A 16,988-nucleotide genomic window follows, 5' to 3' on the forward strand; every position below is an offset into this window, starting at 1 on the left:
TCATGCGGTTTATGATCACCCTGTTCCTAATGACTGAGCGCAAGAGGCCAATACGTGAGTTCATCAGCAGCCGACAACGCCCCCCGGCGCAGCCGAGCCCCGCTAGCAATTACCGCAGCAATTATCGCGGGGTTGGTGATCCTGTTCTTTATCTTCGCCGGACTGTATACCGATGTCTTGTGGTTCGACCAACTCGGGTTCCTCAATGTGCTGACCACCCAGTGGATCGCGGGCACAGTGCTGTTCCTGATCGGGTTCGTTGCCATGGCCGTGCCGGTCTGGGTCAGCATCCAGCTGGCCTATCGCCTGCGCCCGGTGTACGCGAAGCTCAACTCGCAGCTCGATCGCTACCAGCAGGTCATCGAGCCGCTGCGTCGCCTCGCGATGTACGGCATCCCCGCCCTTCTGGGCCTATTCGCCGGTGTGGCCGCCGCCACTCGCTGGCAGACGGTGCTCATGTGGCTCAACCGCACCGAGACCGGGCGCGTTGACCCGCAGTTCAACTTCGACATCTCCTTCTATCTGATGGACCTGCCGTTTTACCAGGCCGTGCTCGCCTTTGCATCCGCTGTTGTACTCATCTCCGCCCTCGTCACGGTCGCGACCAGCTACCTGTACGGGTCCATCCGGGTATCCGGCCGTGAGGTGCTCATCTCCAAGGCTGCCCGCGTACAGATCGCCGTCACGGCGGGTCTGTATCTGCTGTTGCAGGCCGTGAGCATCTGGTTCGACCAGTACTCCACCCTGACCAGCCAGGGTTCGCTCATCACCGGCGCCGGCTACACCGACGTGAACGCCACCATCCCCGGCCGAGCCATCCTGGCCGGTATCGCAGCAGTCGTTGCCCTGCTCTTCATTCTCACGGCCATCATCGGTCGCTGGCGCCTGCCGGTCATCGGCACCGCTCTGCTCATCGTGTCGAGCCTGCTGATCGGCTCGCTCTACCCGTGGGTTGTCGAGCGCTTCCAGGTGGAGCCGAACGCGAAGGCGCTCGAAGCCGAATATATCGAGCGCAATATCGATCTCACCCGGGACGCCTATGACGTAGCCGACATCGAAGAGATTCCGTACAACGCGAAGACCACGGCCGAGCCGGGCGCCCTGCGTGCCGACGCCGCGACGACCGCGAACATTCGTATCCTCGACCCGGCCCTGGTCAGCGACTCGTTCCGTCAGCTCGAGCAGTTCCGCCAGTATTACCAGTTCCCCGACAACCTGAATGTCGACCGCTACATGGTCGACGGAGTGTCTCAGGACACCGTTGTTGCAGTGCGCGACCTCAACATCGATGGTCTGAACACCGGTAACACGTGGGTCAACTCGAAGACCGTCTACACCCACGGCTATGGAGTTGTTGCCGCCTACGGCAACCAGCGCTCGGTCGACGGCCAGCCGGTGTTCCTCGAATCCGGCATCCCAACCAGCGGCGCGCTCGGTGACTTCGAACCGCGCATCTACTTCGGCGAGACCTCGCCCGAGTACTCCATCGTCGGTGATGAAGACGGCGCCAACCCGATCGAACTGGACTATCCGTCGGGCGCAGAGGGCGCTGGCCAGACCTACACGACGTTCTCCGGCGACGGCGGACCGAAACTCGACAGCGCGTTCAAGAAGCTCATCTACGCGCTGAAGTTCCAGTCCGAGCAGATCTTCCTGGCCTCATCTGTCAACGACCAGTCGGAGATTCTCTACGATCGAGACCCGGTCACCCGTGTGCAGAAAGTTGCGCCGTACCTGACGCTCGATTCCGACGCCTACCCCTCGGTCGTTGATGGCCGAGTCAAGTGGATCATCGACGGCTACACGACCTCGGCGAACTACCCCTACTCGACCCCGGTGAGCCTGAGCGAGGCCATCGCCGATACGCAGACGCCGGCTCAGCCGTACGCCCTCGACAGCGTCAATTACATGCGCAACTCGGTCAAAGCCACCGTCGACGCCTACAGCGGCGAGGTCATCCTCTATGCCTGGGACGACAAAGAGCCGCTGCTGCAAACCTGGCAGAAGATCTTCCCCTCGACGCTCAAGCCCATGAGCGAGATGAGCGGCGACCTGATGAGTCACGTGCGCTACCCGGCCGACCTGTTCAAGGTGCAGCGCGCCATTCTCGGTCAGTACCACGTGACCGACCCTGGATCGTTCTACTCCAAGGACGACGCCTGGATCTCACCGAATGACCCGGACTCTCCTCCGACAAACCCCACCCTGCAGCCGCCGTACTACCTCACCATGCAGGTGCCCGGATCGGACAAGCCGTCATTCTCGCTGTATTCAACTTTCCAGCCGGAAGCGACCGGTGAGTCCAGTCGTAACGTGCTCTACGGTTACCTCGCCGTAGACGCTGATGCGGGTGCTGAAGATGGCGTGCGCGCCGACGGTTACGGTCAGCTGCGACTGCTCAACCTGCCCAAGGACGGCACAGTTCCCGGCCCCGGCCAGGTGCAGAACGTCTTCAACGCCGACCCGACCGTGTCGACAGAGCTCAACCTGCTGCGGCAGGGATCGTCGACCGTTCTCAACGGTAACCTGCTGACCCTCCCGGTCGGTGGCGGGCTGCTCTACGTTCAGCCGGTGTACGTGAAGTCCACCGGTGAGACCAGCTATCCGCTGCTGCAGAAGGTGCTCGTGGCCTTCGGTGACCAGATCGCGTTTGAGGACACCCTCGACGGTGCCCTCGACGTTCTGTTCGGCGGCGACTCGGGTGCGACGGCCGGTGATACGGCCGTTCCGGACGATGCCACGGCGAACAACGGCGGAACAACGGGTGGCGCGACAGATGGCGCGACCGGCGGTACGGATGTGCCGACCGGATCAACCGGCGATGCAGCAACGGATGCCCAACTCAAGTCGCTGCTCGCCGTCGCCAAGACGGCGCTCGCCGACAAGGCAACCGCCCTCGCCGCCGGCAACTTCGCCGACTACGGTACCGCGGACGCCAAACTCGCCGAAACGATCGCGAGCATGCTCACCCTGCTCGGCGAGTAGCTTTACCCGCACGATCTGTTGCAAGCCCTCACCCGCCTCGGGTGGGGGCTTGCGGTTGTTCGGCCCGGTGGTGTTTGATGCCTGTAGAGAAACGTTTTTTCGGCGCTATTTTGGGTGCGAGTTTGCGATACCGACCCAAAGTGGTCCGCCGCGCTTTCAGGGTGTGCTAAATTTGTACTTGTAGCGCGGGGTGGAGCAGTTCGGTAGCTCGCTGGGCTCATAACCCAGAGGTCGTAGGTTCAAATCCTGCCCCCGCAACAGAAAAGTTCAGTTCAGATCTAGTTTCTATCCCTCAAGGGGGAGTAGAAAATGGTTGAATCAGCGCAATTCCGGCGTAGCCCATGGCTACGCCGGTTTTTTGTATATCCACAGGAGATGCGCCTCGAATCTCCTCGTCAAAGCTGGCCCCGGGGCCGGTCGACAGACGCATCCATGGGGGGACTGGGCCTTGAGGCGCACTTCAATGTGCAATCGCCGCCTTGCCGGTACGGCTCTCCAAGTCTCTCCGACTAATAACCATTTTCAATGGCGAGCATGGCCCGGTCGGGATTGTCGTCGTAGTTCAGGCGGGGTTTAATCGTTCGAGCGTTGCATCGGCGGCGAGGTCTATCCCTGGCCGGATGCCGGGTGCACAATGGCCTCGTGGAAGCCAAGTCCCCGGCCGAAGATGAGCTTGCCGCGTTGCGGCGGCGGGCCTATGGCCGCGACGCCGACATCGGTGAGGATCCGCGCGCGCAGGCACGGCTCGCGGACCTGGAGCGCCAACATTCGACCCGAGAACACGACACATCCGCGGTTACTCGTGCCGCGCCCCCGATCGGACGCGCGACCGAGTTCGACGCCTCGCCGACCGTCGACACTGCCCATGGCGCGTTCGCGGCCTCCGACGTCGCACACGGGGCGGAAGACGGGATCGCGGCGACACCGAACGACCCCGTACCGAGCGCGAGTACCCGTGGGCGGATCAGGCGGGCGCTGCCATGGGCGATCGCGGCGGGTGCCGGGGTGGTAGCGATTGCCTTCGGGGCAATGTACGTCGCTGCGATGACCGAACCGCTGGTGGAAGCACAGCTCACCGCGCTCGATGGGCCCCGTTCCGGCAGCATTCCTCCCGTTTTGGAGCAGGAAGATCTCGACTTCTTGGCTACCGCCGACCCCGTCTTCGTCTCGCACGGCCGCTACGGTCCCCTGGACGTGTGGAGCACGACCGCTCCTCACAACTGGCAGTGCCTCGCGGTCGTGTTCAATTCGAGCGTGTGGCGCTTCAACTGCACCGTGTCCAACCTGGACACAGTCGCAGACGTGACGGTCGATGAGAGATTGTTACCCACGGATGCCCCGGGTGGCCCCATTCCGGATTGGTCGAGCATCCGGTTCGTCCTGCACGATGACGTCGTCGACGTGTATATCGCCCGCAACGCTAACCCGGACGCTTGACCCGCCTGCAACGGACGCGCAGTTCGAGCCGCTTCTTGGGCCAGAGCCATGATGCGACCAAGGTTTTTCCTCGTCCGCTGGCAGCGCGGCGTCAGGCCTTGGAAAGAGTCCTTCGGCTTGTGTCGGTCTCCGGGGTCGCGTTTCGAAGTGTTTGGTCGGATCGTGCGTGGACCCAGATACGTTCACTCGTGAAAACTCGGCGCGATAGCGTCCCATAGTCGAGCTGGGTCGAGTGATCACGAAGAGTGAGCTAAACTAAGTACACCAACGCAAACAGCTGGATCGAGAAAATCCGATCTGATGAGGCTTTTTTCGAAGGACGACCGCCACAAAGCGGTCAGCGTCGCGGGGTGGAGCAGTTCGGTAGCTCGCTGGGCTCATAACCCAGAGGTCGTAGGTTCAAATCCTGCCCCCGCAACAGATGCCCCCGGAACCCATGGTTCCGGGGGCTTTTTCGTACCCTTGCAAAAAGGCGCTACCCGCGCAGGCTGGCAACCGCAGCGACAGCTGCGTGAACGGATGCCGCCGCCTCGGCCGCCTCGGCCGCAGTCGTACCAGCACCCAGCGTGAACCGAACCGCGGTCAACGCCACGTCGGCCGACAAGCCCATGGCCATGAGCACGTGCGAGGGCTCGCTGCTGCCGGCCGCGCAGGCGGACCCACTCGAACACACGATGCCGCGCGCTTCGAGCTCGAGTAACACCGCCTCGCCGCTCGTTCCTGGGAAGACGAAGGACGCGGTGCCCGGCAGGCGTTCGGTCGGGTGCCCGGTGAGCCGGGCCGACGGCGTCTCGCGCAGCACCGTGCCGATGAACTCGTCGCGGAGGGCGCTGGTTCGCTCGGCGACGAGAGCGCGTTCCTCACCGGCGAGGCGTAGCGCCACGGCGAGGGCGACCGCTCCCGCGACGTTCTCTGTGCCGCTGCGTTTGCCACGCTCCTGGCCGCCGCCGTGCAGCAGCGGCTCGATCGTGAGGCGGCCCCGCAGATAGACCGCTCCGATGCCGGGGGGAGCGCCGAGCTTGTGGCCGGAGAGACTCAGCGCGTCCACGCCGAGTGTCGACACGTTGAGGTCGAGCCAGCCGCCGGCCTGTACGGCGTCGGTGTGGAACGGCACGCCGACGGCGCGGGCTGTTAGAGCGAGTTCCGCAATGGGCTGTACGGTGCCGACCTCGTTGTTGGCGTAGTGCACAGAGACCAGCGTGGTGTCTGGACGGAGCGCGCGGGCGAGAGAAGCGGGATCGACGCGGCCGGCAGCATCCACTTCAAGCAGGGTGATTTGAAAACCGTGCAGGCGGCGCAGGTAGTCGCAGGATTCGAGCACGGCCTCATGCTCGATCGGGGTGGTCACGATGTGGCGGCCGCGCGGGGCACCGAGGGCGATCCCCTTAATCGCAAGGTTGTCGCTCTCGGTACCCCCACTGGTGAACGTCACCTCGCCGGGCCGGCAGCCGAGCGACTGGGCGACGCTGCTGCGCGCCTCCAGCAGTGCGGCGGCGGCGGCCTCACCTACCTGGTGGTGGCTCGACGGGTTGCCGAAGCCGTTGAGCTGCGTCCACATGGCTTCGAGTGCCTCGCGGCGCACCGGGGTCGTCGCGGCATTGTCCAGATAAATCATGGGTTCGAAAGGGCAAATCCTGCCGGAGTGTTCACCCGGATGGCGATGTCCAGGCCGAGGTCGAGTGAGTGCACACTGTGGGTGAGCGCACCGACCGAGATGACATCGACACCGGATGCGGCAATGTCGCGCACCGTCGCCAGTGACACGCCGCCGCTGGCTTCGACGATCGCGCGCCCGGCGACCTGCTGCACGCCTATAAGCAGATCCTCCGGGCTGAAATTGTCGAGCATGATCGTGTCGATACCGGCCGCGAGCACGTCGTCAATCTGGTCCAGCCGGTCGACCTCCACCTCGAAGTGAGTGGTGTGCGACAGGCGGGCGCGCACGGCGCGCAGCGCTTCGGTGAGGCTGAGCGGCCCGGCTGCGAGAACGGCGAGGTGGTTGTCCTTGGCCATCACGGTGTCGGAGAGGCTGAAGCGGTGGTTGTGGCCGCCGCCATCGCGCACGGCCTGCCGTTCGAGGGCGCGCAGCCCCGGTGTGGTCTTGCGGGTGTCGACGATGCGGGCGTTTGTGCCGGCCGTCTCGGCGACGTACTGGGCGGTGAGCGTGGCGATTCCGCCCATCCGCTGCACGAAATTCAGACCAATGCGCTCCGCCTGCAGGATGCCGCGGGCAGGGCCGGTTACCTCGGCCAGCGTGGCGCCGATCTCGAACCGGTCGCCGTCCGCGACGAACTGATGCACCTCGATGCGGGGGTCGGTCAGACGGAAAGCGGCCGCGAAGACGGCACCGCCGCTGAACACGCCGGGTTCGCGCGCTTCAAGCTTGGCTGTCGCGACGGCGTCCTGGGGAATGAGCACGGCCGAGGTGAGGTCTCCCCAGGGGGCGTCTTCGTCGAGGGCGGCCTGCACGACGACATCGATGGAGTGTTGGGTCAGCATGCGATGGCCTCCTTGGCCGGAACGAGTTCGAGCGATTGCGAGTGGGACCAGGCCAGTTCGGCCCGGGGTTCGGCGAAGTCCGCGCGAAAGTGTGCGCCCCGGGACTCTTCGCGGGCCAGGGCGGCGGCCACGAGCAGCCGAGCGAGGCCCAGCAGGTTGCGGTCTTCGAGGGCGGCGACCGACGTACTGGTGGCGGGCGGTGAGGACCAGCCGTCGAGGATGGCGGCGGCCCCGGTCAAGCCGGTACCGGATCGGTGTACGCCGGCACAATCCCAGAGGAGTCGCTGCAGCTGCGTGCGATCGACCAGCGTGTTAAGATCGGCCGGCAGCGGCCGGGAAGGATCCGCGGGTTGGGCCGCGTCGAAGATCGGGGTGCTGTGTGCGCGCATCGGCCACGGTCGCCCCAGCGCGCGCACGGCTCGGTCGGCGAACACGGCGGCCTCGAGCAATGAGTTGGAGGCGAGCCGGTTGGCGCCGTGCGCTCCTGTGCGAGCCACCTCGCCGACGGCGAAGAGCCCGGGCAGACTGGTGCGAGCCCAGGTATCCGTTTCAACCCCGCCCATCCAGTAATGCGCGGCCGGCGCCACGGGAATTGGATCGACCGCCCAGTCTAGGCCTGCCGCCCGGCAGGCGGCCGTGATCGTTGGGAATCGGGTTTCCAGCAGGTCGCGGCCGAGTCCGGTCGCATCGAGCAGCACTGGGGCACCGTTTTGCCGCTCCATCTGGCGGGCAATGGCGCGGGCGACGACGTCGCGCGGCGCGAGTTCCGCGTCGGGGTGCTCGGCGAGCATGAAGCGCTGGCCGAGCTGATCGCGCAACACAGCGCCCTCGCCGCGCACCGCCTCCGACACCAGCGGGGTGCCCGGCACCGCGAGGGCGGTGGGGTGAAACTGATAAAACTCCACATCGGCGACGGATGCCCCGGCTCTATACGCCGCAGCCACCCCGTCGCCGGTCGCGACTACGGGATTGGTGGTGTGCGTGTACAGCGCGCCGGCGCCGCCGGTGGCCAGAATCACCGCGTCGGCGGTCAGCGAGAACTGCACGCCGTTGGGGCCGAGCACCCGGGCTCCAACCACTTCACCACGGTCAAGAATCAGATCGACGAGCATCGTGTGCTCGTGCACCTCGATCGCAGCTCGGCGTCGAACGGTGGTTACGAGCGCGGCTTCGACCGCTGCGCCGGTTGCGTCGCCGCCGGCGTGCACGACCCGCGAGCGGGAGTGAGCCGCTTCAAGGCCGCGGGCCACGCCGGATTCGTCCCGGTCGAAGTCCACCCCGAAACGAATGAGGTCGCGCACCCGCGCCGGACCTTCTTCGCAGAGCACGCGCACGGCGGCCGGGTCGCAGAGTCCCGCGCCGGCGCGCAGCGTGTCGAGCACGTGCGCGTCGACCGAGTCGTCGCGAAACAGGGCAGCGGCGATGCCGCCCTGCGCGTACCGGGTATTGCTCTCCGGCAGCACCGACTTGGTGACGAGCACGACCCGGTGGCCGGCATCCGCTGCCCGCACGGCGGCGAGCAGACCGCCGAGGCCGCTGCCGATGACGAGAATCGATGCCATGTCAGGCGCCGACGGTGCTCAAGACCGGCGCAGCGACCGGCTGCGCAGTCACGGGCGCAGTGGATGCCGGTGGCCGGGCTGCGAGCATCCGCTCAAGGGCAAGTCGGGCGTGACCGGCGACATCGGCCGAGACCGTGATCTGGTTGAGCACCGTACCTGGCGCTTCACCACCGCCGACGAGTGCTTCGAGCACCCAGGCCAGGTAGCCGGCGTGGATACGGTACATGGTCGAGCAGGGGCAGATCACCGGGTCGAGGCAGAAGATCTCATGCTCGGGATGCTGGGCAGCGAGCCGGTTGACGAGATTGATCTCGGTGCCGATGGCAAAGGTGGCGCCGGCCGGAGCGGCGGCGATGGCCTTGGCGATGAAATCGGTTGAGCCGGCCGAGTCGGCGGCGTCGACGACCTCCATCGGGCATTCCGGGTGCACCAAGACCCGCACGCCGGGGTGCTCGGCGCGGGCGGCCTGGATCTGCGGCACGGTGAAGCGACGGTGCACGCTGCAGAAGCCGTGCCAGAGCACGACCCGGGCGTCATCGAGCCGGGCAGCAGTATTGCCACCGAGGGGCTTGGTCGGGTTCCACATCGGCATCTGCTCGAGCGGAACGCCCATGGCCTTGGCGGTGTTGCGGCCGAGGTGCTGGTCAGGAAAGAACAGAACCCGCTGGCCTCGTTCGAACGCCCACTCGAGCACGGCCTGGGCGTTCGACGAGGTGCAGACGATGCCGCCGTGCTCGCCGCAAAAGCCTTTGAGCGCCGCGGAGGAATTCATGTAGGTGACCGGAATCACCGGAACTCGGCCGGAAGCATCCGGAGCCGTGCCGTAGAGCTCTGCGAGCTGTTCCCAGCACTCGGTGACCGAATCAATGTCGGCCATGTCGGCCATCGAGCAGCCGGCGGCAAGGTTGGGCAAAATCACGGCCTGGTCGCCTCCGGAGAGCAGATCAGCGGTTTCGGCCATGAAGTGCACGCCGCAAAACACAATCGCGGCGGCGTCCGGGCGGCTCTGGGTGGCCTGGGCGAGCTGAAAGCTGTCGCCAACGAAATCCGCGTGGCGCAGCACCTCGTCGCGCTGGTAGAAATGACCGAGAATGACCACCGAATCGCCGAGCGCCTGTTTGGCTTCGACGATGCGAGCGCTGAGTTCCTCCGGTGAGGCGGTGCGGTAGCGCTCCGGCAGTGCGCCCTGGCGGGGCGACCCGGCCGGAATCACGTCGCCCATCGAGGAACCGGGCCCGTAGCCGGGCGCGGCCGCGTCGAACTCCCACGGAGGCGTCGCCAGGTCGGTGCTGCAGGTGCTGCCGGCGGCTTTGCCGGTGCTGATGAGACGAATGGTGGTCTCGACCGAGGGAATTGTCATGGCCGTGCTCCTTGAACAGTGAAGGGGGTGGAAAGTGCGAAACAGTGGGTTAGACGGTCGGTTCGGGTGGGTCATGCTCGGCGGCCCGGTCGTCGTAGCGGTAGAGCCGTGCCGGGCGATGCCGCGCCCCAGCCACGTGTTGGTCGGTGCTGATCAGGCTGCCGCTCGCCTCGATCGACCGACGAAAGTTGGCCGGATCGAGTGCCTTCTGCAGCACGGCCTCGTGTACCTCGCGCAGTTGGGCGAGGGTGAACGTGTCGCCGAGAAAGGCGTGGGCGATGCGGGCGTATTCCACTTTGGTGCGCAGGCGCCAGAGCGCGTATTCGACGATGCGGTTATGGTCGAAGGCGAGTGGAGGAAGGCGGTCAGCGGCAAACCAGCGCACGTTCTCTCCGACGGATGCCCGCTCCGCGACTTCGGAACGCACGAGCGCCCAATAGACGACGGAGACCACGCGCAGCCCGGGGGAGCGGTCGATATCGCCGAAGGTGTACAACTGTTCGAGATACCGCGGCGAGAGATCGGTCGTCTCACGCAGGGTGCGGGCGGCGGCCGCCGCGAGTTCCTCGTCGGCGGGCAGCCAGCCGCCGGGCAGCGCCCAGAGGTCGAGGTGCGGCTCGCGAGTACGGCGCACGAGGGGCAGCCACAAGGTCTTGCGTCCCGACGTATCGTCGTGGCGCAGGGTGAAGATCACCGTTGAGACGGCCAGGGTTGCGTGAGCGGTTCCGCGCGCGAACGGGCTCTGCTCGGTCAGATGGTGCTCCAGCACGGGAATCCAGTCGTAAAGGTCGGAGTGACTTTAACTGCTGGAGCCATCATATAGTCAATTTGACTCAAACACCGAAATATGTCAAATTCAGATTTGACGTGCGGCCTCGGCGGCCTCGCGTGCGCCGGTTCGGCTGATGCCCATCCCCATTACGCCCCACAGTGTTACGCGGGCCATCGCCTCCACGGCGATCCTTGGACTCATCTTGGACGCTCCGCGTACCCGCTCGACGAACGTGATCGGCACCTCGACCACGCGCAGGTCGGCCCGCACGGCGTGCAGGAGCATCTCGATCTGAAAGCAATAGCCGAGGCTGTCCACGCTGGACAGATCCATCCGCTCGAGGGCCAGGGCCGAGTACACCCGGTAGCCGCCGGTAGCGTCTCGTTGGGGCAGCCGCAATATCAGCCGGGAATAGAATGACCCTCCGCGCGAGAGAGCGCGCCGGTGCCAGGGCCAATTCTCGATGGCTCCGCCGGGCACCCAGCGTGACCCCATCACGACGTCGGCGGTGTCGGCCGCCGCCAGCAAACTCGTGAGCTGCTCCGGCAAGTGGGAGCCGTCGGCATCTATTTGCACCAGTTGGGTATATCCGCGGGCCAGGCCCCAGCCGAAGCCGTCGAGGTACGCCGCCCCGAGGCCGGTCTTCTCGGTGCGATGCAGCACGTGAACGCTCGGATCCCGGGCCGCCAGGCTGTCGGCGAGTGCGCCGGTGCCGTCGGGGGAGGAATCATCGACGACCAGGATGTGCACGTCGGGCACACTGGAACGCAATCGATCTACGATCGAGGCAATGTTTTCGGCCTCGTTATAGGTCGGTACGAGTACCAGGGTTGTGGGCACAGAGTTGGTGGGCACGACGTTACCTCGTCATTTCGATGATGCGGGTGCGGTTGACAAGTGTCGACTGGGCGACGTGGAATCCTTGAAGGGTGAGCGTGCGGACATCCGTTTCTCTTTTCGAATCTCCACTTCCCGAGTATTGCAGCAGCCAGATGCGGTCGAGGTCCGCTACGGCTGGCAGTGCGTCGGTCAGTGGAGCGACTTCGTCCCACAGCCAGGTCGTGTCGGAGTAGGGGCGGGTCAGGGCCACGTCGCGCAGGCCGGTAAAGGCCTCGGGGTAGAGGCGCATGGCCAGCCGCGGCAGGCGTGACGGGCGCACGCTTTGGTCGAAGACAACGCCATCACCGGGCGTCGCACGAGTGGCGATGATGTCGGCGGCCTGGCGCCAGTCGCTTCCCTCGTTCTTACCGAAGTCACCGCGCTGCACGGCGTAAGCCGGCACGATCACGGCCACAAGTGCCAGCACAGTCGCTGCCCGTAACCAATTGTTGGCGAGCGCCGCAACGCCCACTGCAATCACGATACCCACCGCGGGAGCGCAGAGCGACAGGTAGCGTAACGAATACATCGGGGTGACCAACTGGGTGCCGATGAGCAGAATGGCGCTGGGTATCACCATCCAGGCCAGAAAAATCGCCAGTCCCGCCCGATCAGGCAGCCCGGCTGACTGATTCGGGCCGCGGCGCCGCAGGAACACCGCGAGCACCGCCACGATGATGAGCGCCCATGCCACGATCGCCACCGGAATAGTGTCGAACCATTGCATCACCGCCGCCTCGGAAACCGTCACCTGTGGCCGTCGGCCGATGAACGCGATCTGTTCCCGTTGCGCGGAACCTGCCAGAAACATCGGGGCGGCCAGCAGCAGGCCGAGCGCGCTCGCGGCTACCCAGACGACAACAATGCGCCACAGCGGATGCCGGCGCGCCAACACCAGAACCACCACCGCGTGCACCGGCAGCAACAGCGCCAGGAATAGGAAGACGTAGATACCGAGCGCGAGCAGCAGGGCATACCCGCCCCAGAGCAGGAGCTGGCGTCGCCGATGGGCGCCTGCGCTGCGCACCGCGTGCACGAGCAGCACGGTGAGCCAGACCCCGATGGCAGTCGCAATGGCGGTGGATCGTGCTTCGGAGCCCATATAAGTGACCCGGGGAATCAGAGCGAAGATCAGGCCGCCGCCGATGGCCACTCGTGACGCCATGAAGAACCGGGCCAGAACGACAGTCCCCGACGCGGCAACACCGATCGCGATCGCACTCGGCAGTCGGGTGGAGAGCTCTGAAGTGCCGAACAGATCGATCCAGCCGTGCAGAAACAGGTAGTACACGCCGTGCACGGCATCGACGTTGTCGAGCATGCCGAACAGCGAGGGCAGCGATCGTTCAGCCGACATGATGCTCGCAGCCTCATCGCCCCAATACGATGGCTGCCAGGACCAAGCGAACGACACCAGAAAGGCCACGAGGCCGACGAAACCTGCCGACCAGCCGGGAGAGCGCCGCATCCACGGGTGTCGTCCGGGTACCAGGGATACCGTGAGGTGCGAAGCGAGAACGGAGGTCACCCCATGAACCTACCCAGCAATGGTTAACGGGAGCCTTCGAAACCCCCCGAGTTGTCTGCGAAGACCAATCCTTTCACTCGTCGGCCTCGGCAGGGGTTTGCGGTATGGAGCCAACAGCTAGGCTTTCGCCATGACTCCAGGCGCCGCAATTGACCAAGCCAGCATCGCCGCAGCGAGCATGGTCGGCGTTGCTGTCGCCCAGTTCGCGCCGGGGCCTGATCGGGCGCACAATCGCGCCGTGCTGCGACAGCTCGCCACCACGGCCGCCGCGCGCGGCGCCCACCTCGTGGTCTTTCCCGAGTACTCCGCCTTCTTCGAGCCGAAACTTGGGCCGTCGTTTGTGGCGGCAGCCGAACCGCTCGATGGAGAATTCGTTACGGCGCTGGCCGCGCTCGCCGCAGAACTGAGCGTTCACATTGTCGCTGGCATGCTCGAAACGACCGCGGACCCGGCCCGGTTTTCCAACACTCTCGTCGCCGTCGATCCATCCGGACGCCTCGTGGCGACCTACCGCAAACTGCACCTCTACGATGCGTTCGGTGATCGCGAATCCCAGTGGGTGCTGCCGGGCACAGTGACCGACCCGGAGATTTTTGACGTCGGCGGACTGCGGGTGGCGCTGCAAACCTGCTACGACGTGCGCTTTCCCGAGGTCACGCGTCGGCTCGTCGATGCTGGGGCCACCCTGGTGCTCGTGCCGTCCGAGTGGGTGCGGGGTCCTCTCAAAGAACACCACTGGCGTACCTTGCTCACGGCCCGGGCACTGGAGAACACTGTTTTTCTGGCCGCGGCCGATCACACACCGCCGATCGGCGTGGGTACCAGCCTCATCATCGACCCGATGGGAGTTGCTTTGGTCAGTCTCGGTGAAAGCGCGGATGTCGCCGTCGCGTTCCTGGCGCCAGAGCGGGTCGCCGCCGTGCGGGCGATCAATCCGGCCCTCGAGCTTCGGCGATTCGCGGTCGTTCCGCGCTGAATGCTCAGCGCTCGGTGACACTGGCCTTGGTTGCGCGGGTCTGTGCGGCTGCGCGGATGCCGATGGCCGGTTCGATCTTGGCAGCCGCGTTGGCGTCGACTGCGGCGCTCTCTTCGGCGGTGACGACTAGTCCTTGCGCGCTGTTGGCCGAACGGGTGAGCTGGGCGACCCAGTTCGGGTTGATGGTCGGCGCGTGGCCACCGGCAAACTTGAAGTACAGCGGAATCGCTGGATGCAGCCAGGCTGAGCTGCGGCCGTCGCCGACCACAGCGGCGTCACGCCAGGACAGCAGAAAGCTCTCGCCGCGGCGCAGTTTTTGAATGATCACGAGCTGCAGGTGTGCCAACATTCGGTCTTCGAATTCCACGACGACACGGTCATACGTGAGAGTACCCATGATCGCCACATCCACTTCGTTGATCGGTTGCGCGTTGATCGGTTGCGTTGGCTGGGATCCGGAAGCCAGATGCAGGAAGCGGGAACGAATGAAGGCGAAGCCTGCAGTGTGGCGTGGAACCGGATACCACACCCTACTGTCCTCTGTTCGGGGGGTAAATTCAAGGTTTTTAGAAAGTGCCTGGCTCACTCGCCGTCGCCACGATCGGCAGGGGAACGGCGAATTCGAGCCGGAGCAGGATCTCGAGTGGGCGTTCGATCTGACCGAAATGCCCGGCTCCTGGAATGGTGCTGATCACGCAGTTCGGCACGGCAGCGCGCAGTCGTTCGTCATCGTCGGCCGTCATGAACACATCGTGGTCACCGTGCACTGAACGCACCGGGCAAGAGATTTGCGCCCACCAGGCGGCGGCGTCGTAGGCGCCGGCCCGCACGGCCGCGCGAACGAAACAGTCTGGCCTAACCTCGTTGCCGAGTGCTGCGACGACCGTCGGGGCGACAGCCCCCGGCCGGCTGAACAGCGGTGCTACGAGGGCGCGTAGCAGACCGAGGCGTGCGACCGCCCGCACCAAACCGCGGCCGAGGGGGCCCGCGAGCCGCAGTATCCGCATGGTCAGGAGCAGCGCCGTGAATCCTGGCAACACCGAGAACTGGCGAATCGGGTGACGGACGCTGTCCTGGATCGAAAACGAGGTGGCCGAGATCAGGCCGACGGATGCCGTGGCGCGCTTTTCGCTCGCCGCCAGCTGCAGCGCGATGAACCCGCCCATGGAGTGACCGACAACGTTCCAGCGTTCGTAGCCGAGGGAGCGCGCAGTGTCGGCGACCAACTCGGCCATCGACTCGACGCCAAATGCCGACTCATTGGAGGTCAGGGGGGAGTCGCCCCACCCCGGCAGGTCGGGAATGATGAGATCGGTCAGGTCGCGGCTGGTCGCATCGGAGGCCTGCAGTAAGGGGGTCCACGTCGTCCACGACCCGGCGGCGCCGTGCAGCAGAATGGTTGCGGTGTCGCTCGCGGTACGGCGCCCGTGCCGAACCACGACCGTTCCGCCCCGAAGGCGCATGGTGCTCGTGGTCAGGCCGAAGTGACGAGCATCGGCGTCGAGGGGAAAAGGACTGTACCCCAACGCTGTGGCGGGTGGTGCTGGCTGTGGTCGGGCGGGCACCAGCGGGCCGGGCGTGGGAGCATCCACGGGACCGAGCGGTGCCACGGTGTGGTTTCGGTTCGCTGGTGGGGACATCAGGATGCTCATGGTGGTAGTTCGTTGCCGCGGTCAAACCGGATTGCCTAATCGAATGACCCGAGCAGCCGAACATACAGTCAATTGGCAGGTAGGAATATCGTGCGGCTGCGATCCGTTTTCGCCTACGGATGCACAGGACTTCCCTGGATCCTCCCAGTAGAACGTGTCCGGTCTGACCGACCGGATGATTTAGAAAGAAGTGCCCGTGAAACTCTTTTCTCCGCTTAACCTTGGCGACCTTGAACTCCCCAACCGTCTCGTCATGGCGCCGCTGACCCGCATCCGCTCCGGCCAGTCCGGTGTTCCCGGTGAACTCGTTGCCCGGTACTACACGCAGCGCGCTTCGCTCGGCCTGATCGTGAGCGAAGGTACTTACCCGAGCCACGCTGGCCAGGGTTTCACTGGCCAGCCCGGGCTCGTCGAACCAGAACAGCTTGCTGGCTGGAAAGTCGTTACCGACTCGGTACACGCTGCTGGCGGCCGCATCGTCGCCCAGATCATGCACGCCGGCCGGGTCACGCACGAAGCGACCACCGGCGGCTACCCGGTCGTCGCGCCGAGCGCCATCGCCGTCAAAGGCACCACGCGCACCTATGACGGCAAGAAGGACTACCCGGTGCCGCACGCTCTTACCAGCGACGAGCTGGGCGGCATTCTGGACGAATTCGTGCAGGCCTCGAAGAACGCCATCGCGGCCGGATTCGACGGCGTCGAGCTGCACGGTGCCAACGGCTACCTGCTCCATGAGTTCTTGTCGCCGGCCTCCAACGTGCGGGACGATTCCTTTGGCGGCTCGCCCGAAAAGCGCGCGGGGTTTGTCATCGATGTGGTGACCGCAGTCGCCCTCGCGATCGGCGCCGACCGGGTGGGCCTTCGAATCTCACCCGAGCACAACATTCAAGATGCGCTCGAAACGGATGCCGACGACCTCGCGGCCACCTATGGCGTTCTTATTGACGGGCTTGCCCAGCTCGACTTGGCGTACCTGAGCGTGCTCCATGCCGACCCACGAAGCGAATTCGTGCAGAACCTGCGGGCCCGCTTTGACGGTGTCTTCCTGATCAACAGCGGCTTCAGCGCCATCACCGCGCGTGATGAAGCCCTCGCCCTCGTGCGTGACGACATCGCCGACGCCGTCGTGGTCGGTCGTGCGGCCATTGCCAATCCCGACCTGGTGCGCCGCTGGCGCGACGACCTGCCCGTGAACGAGCCCAACCCGCTCACCTATTATGCCGACGGCGCAGAGGGCTACACCGACTACCCGGCCCTGGCTTCCTAACCCCTCGTTCAACCCGCTTCACCCGGGTCGGGTGCATAACTCCTGCAATTCGGGGGTCGTCGGCGAAA

The 16,988-nt window shown here is 65.4% G+C and carries 13 protein-coding genes and 2 tRNA genes; 6 read left to right on the forward strand and 9 right to left on the reverse strand.

The annotated features are described in order from the left end of the window. Positions 1-54: 54 nt before the first annotated feature. The 4 genes from E3T39_RS15200 to E3T39_RS15215 all read left to right on the forward strand — a co-directional run bounded on the left by E3T39_RS15200 (position 55) and on the right by E3T39_RS15215 (position 4,840). Entirely contained in the window at positions 55-2,985 is a 2,931-nt protein-coding gene (locus E3T39_RS15200; RefSeq protein WP_241979741.1) for a UPF0182 family membrane protein, read from the forward strand. Between the two features lie 184 nt (positions 2,986-3,169). After that, a tRNA-Met gene (locus E3T39_RS15205) sits at positions 3,170-3,243 on the forward strand. A gap of 384 nt (positions 3,244-3,627) precedes the next feature. Then, a complete protein-coding gene (locus E3T39_RS15210) occupies positions 3,628-4,422 on the forward strand; it encodes a hypothetical protein (protein WP_134516687.1) in 795 nt (264 codons plus the stop codon). A 344-nt stretch (positions 4,423-4,766) separates the two neighbouring features. Then, positions 4,767-4,840 (forward strand) — tRNA-Met (locus E3T39_RS15215). Between the two features lie 57 nt (positions 4,841-4,897). On the opposite strand, the gene E3T39_RS15220 is transcribed toward E3T39_RS15215, so the two are convergent. The 7 genes from E3T39_RS15220 to E3T39_RS15250 all read right to left on the reverse strand — a co-directional run bounded on the left by E3T39_RS15220 (position 4,898) and on the right by E3T39_RS15250 (position 13,022). Continuing rightward, entirely contained in the window at positions 4,898-6,037 is a 1,140-nt protein-coding gene (locus E3T39_RS15220; protein WP_134516688.1) for a cysteine desulfurase family protein, read from the reverse strand. Further along, entirely contained in the window at positions 6,034-6,921 is an 888-nt protein-coding gene (gene nadC / locus E3T39_RS15225; RefSeq protein ID WP_134516689.1) for a carboxylating nicotinate-nucleotide diphosphorylase, read from the reverse strand. Before nadC ends, E3T39_RS15220 begins: the two co-directional genes overlap by 4 nt. Next, positions 6,915-8,483: an L-aspartate oxidase gene (nadB, locus tag E3T39_RS15230; RefSeq protein ID WP_134516690.1), complete on the reverse strand. Its 1,569-nt coding sequence runs from the start codon at positions 8,481-8,483 to the stop codon at positions 6,915-6,917. The genes nadC and nadB overlap by 7 nt, the downstream gene beginning before the upstream one ends. Before the next feature lies 1 nt (position 8,484). Continuing rightward, positions 8,485-9,843: a quinolinate synthase NadA gene (nadA, locus tag E3T39_RS15235; RefSeq protein WP_134516691.1), complete on the reverse strand. Its 1,359-nt coding sequence runs from the start codon at positions 9,841-9,843 to the stop codon at positions 8,485-8,487. 49 nt (positions 9,844-9,892) lie between these two features. Beyond that, positions 9,893-10,612, reverse strand: a complete 720-nt coding sequence (locus tag E3T39_RS15240; protein WP_241979742.1) for an NUDIX hydrolase — start codon at positions 10,610-10,612, stop codon at positions 9,893-9,895. Between the two features lie 87 nt (positions 10,613-10,699). After that, complete coding sequence (locus E3T39_RS15245) at positions 10,700-11,470, reverse strand: polyprenol monophosphomannose synthase (RefSeq protein ID WP_241979743.1); 771 nt, start codon at positions 11,468-11,470, stop codon at positions 10,700-10,702. Between the two features lie 4 nt (positions 11,471-11,474). After that, positions 11,475-13,022 (reverse strand): glycosyltransferase family 39 protein, encoded by a 1,548-nt coding sequence (locus tag E3T39_RS15250; RefSeq protein WP_134516692.1) that lies wholly within the window; start codon positions 13,020-13,022, stop codon positions 11,475-11,477. A gap of 130 nt (positions 13,023-13,152) precedes the next feature. Between E3T39_RS15250 and E3T39_RS15255 the strand changes: the two genes are divergently transcribed. Then, on the forward strand, positions 13,153-13,998 hold the full coding sequence (locus E3T39_RS15255) for a carbon-nitrogen hydrolase family protein (RefSeq protein ID WP_198416145.1): 846 nt from the start codon (positions 13,153-13,155) through the stop codon (positions 13,996-13,998). Between the two features lie 4 nt (positions 13,999-14,002). Here E3T39_RS15255 and E3T39_RS15260 read toward each other — a convergent pair whose 3' ends face one another. After that, positions 14,003-14,395, reverse strand: coding sequence for a DUF7882 family protein (locus E3T39_RS15260; RefSeq protein ID WP_241979744.1), 393 nt, complete (start codon positions 14,393-14,395; stop codon positions 14,003-14,005). Positions 14,396-14,564: 169 nt separating this feature from the next. Then, entirely contained in the window at positions 14,565-15,650 is a 1,086-nt protein-coding gene (locus E3T39_RS15265; protein WP_134516693.1) for an alpha/beta fold hydrolase, read from the reverse strand. Positions 15,651-15,846: 196 nt separating this feature from the next. Between E3T39_RS15265 and E3T39_RS15270 the strand changes: the two genes are divergently transcribed. After that, positions 15,847-16,920 (forward strand): alkene reductase, encoded by a 1,074-nt coding sequence (locus E3T39_RS15270; protein WP_134516694.1) that lies wholly within the window; start codon positions 15,847-15,849, stop codon positions 16,918-16,920. Positions 16,921-16,988 lie beyond the last annotated feature (68 nt).

This window comes from Cryobacterium suzukii (assembly GCF_004403185.1).
Classification (GTDB): Bacteria; Actinomycetota; Actinomycetes; order Actinomycetales; family Microbacteriaceae; genus Cryobacterium; species Cryobacterium suzukii.

Excerpts from the sequence above, each read along its gene's own strand:
- nadA (WP_134516691.1), bottom strand. The coding sequence starts at position 9,843 with ATGACAATTCCCTCGGTCGAGACCACCATTCGTCTCATCAGCACCGGC.
- E3T39_RS15260 (WP_241979744.1), bottom strand. The coding sequence starts at position 14,395 with ATGGGTACTCTCACGTATGACCGTGTCGTCGTGGAATTCGAAGACCGA.
- E3T39_RS15265 (WP_134516693.1), bottom strand. The coding sequence starts at position 15,650 with ATGAGCATCCTGATGTCCCCACCAGCGAACCGAAACCACACCGTGGCA.
- E3T39_RS15220 (WP_134516688.1), bottom strand. The coding sequence starts at position 6,037 with ATGATTTATCTGGACAATGCCGCGACGACCCCGGTGCGCCGCGAGGCA.
- nadB (WP_134516690.1), bottom strand. The coding sequence starts at position 8,483 with ATGGCATCGATTCTCGTCATCGGCAGCGGCCTCGGCGGTCTGCTCGCC.
- E3T39_RS15255 (WP_198416145.1), top strand. The coding sequence starts at position 13,153 with ATGACTCCAGGCGCCGCAATTGACCAAGCCAGCATCGCCGCAGCGAGC.
- nadC (WP_134516689.1), bottom strand. The coding sequence starts at position 6,921 with ATGCTGACCCAACACTCCATCGATGTCGTCGTGCAGGCCGCCCTCGAC.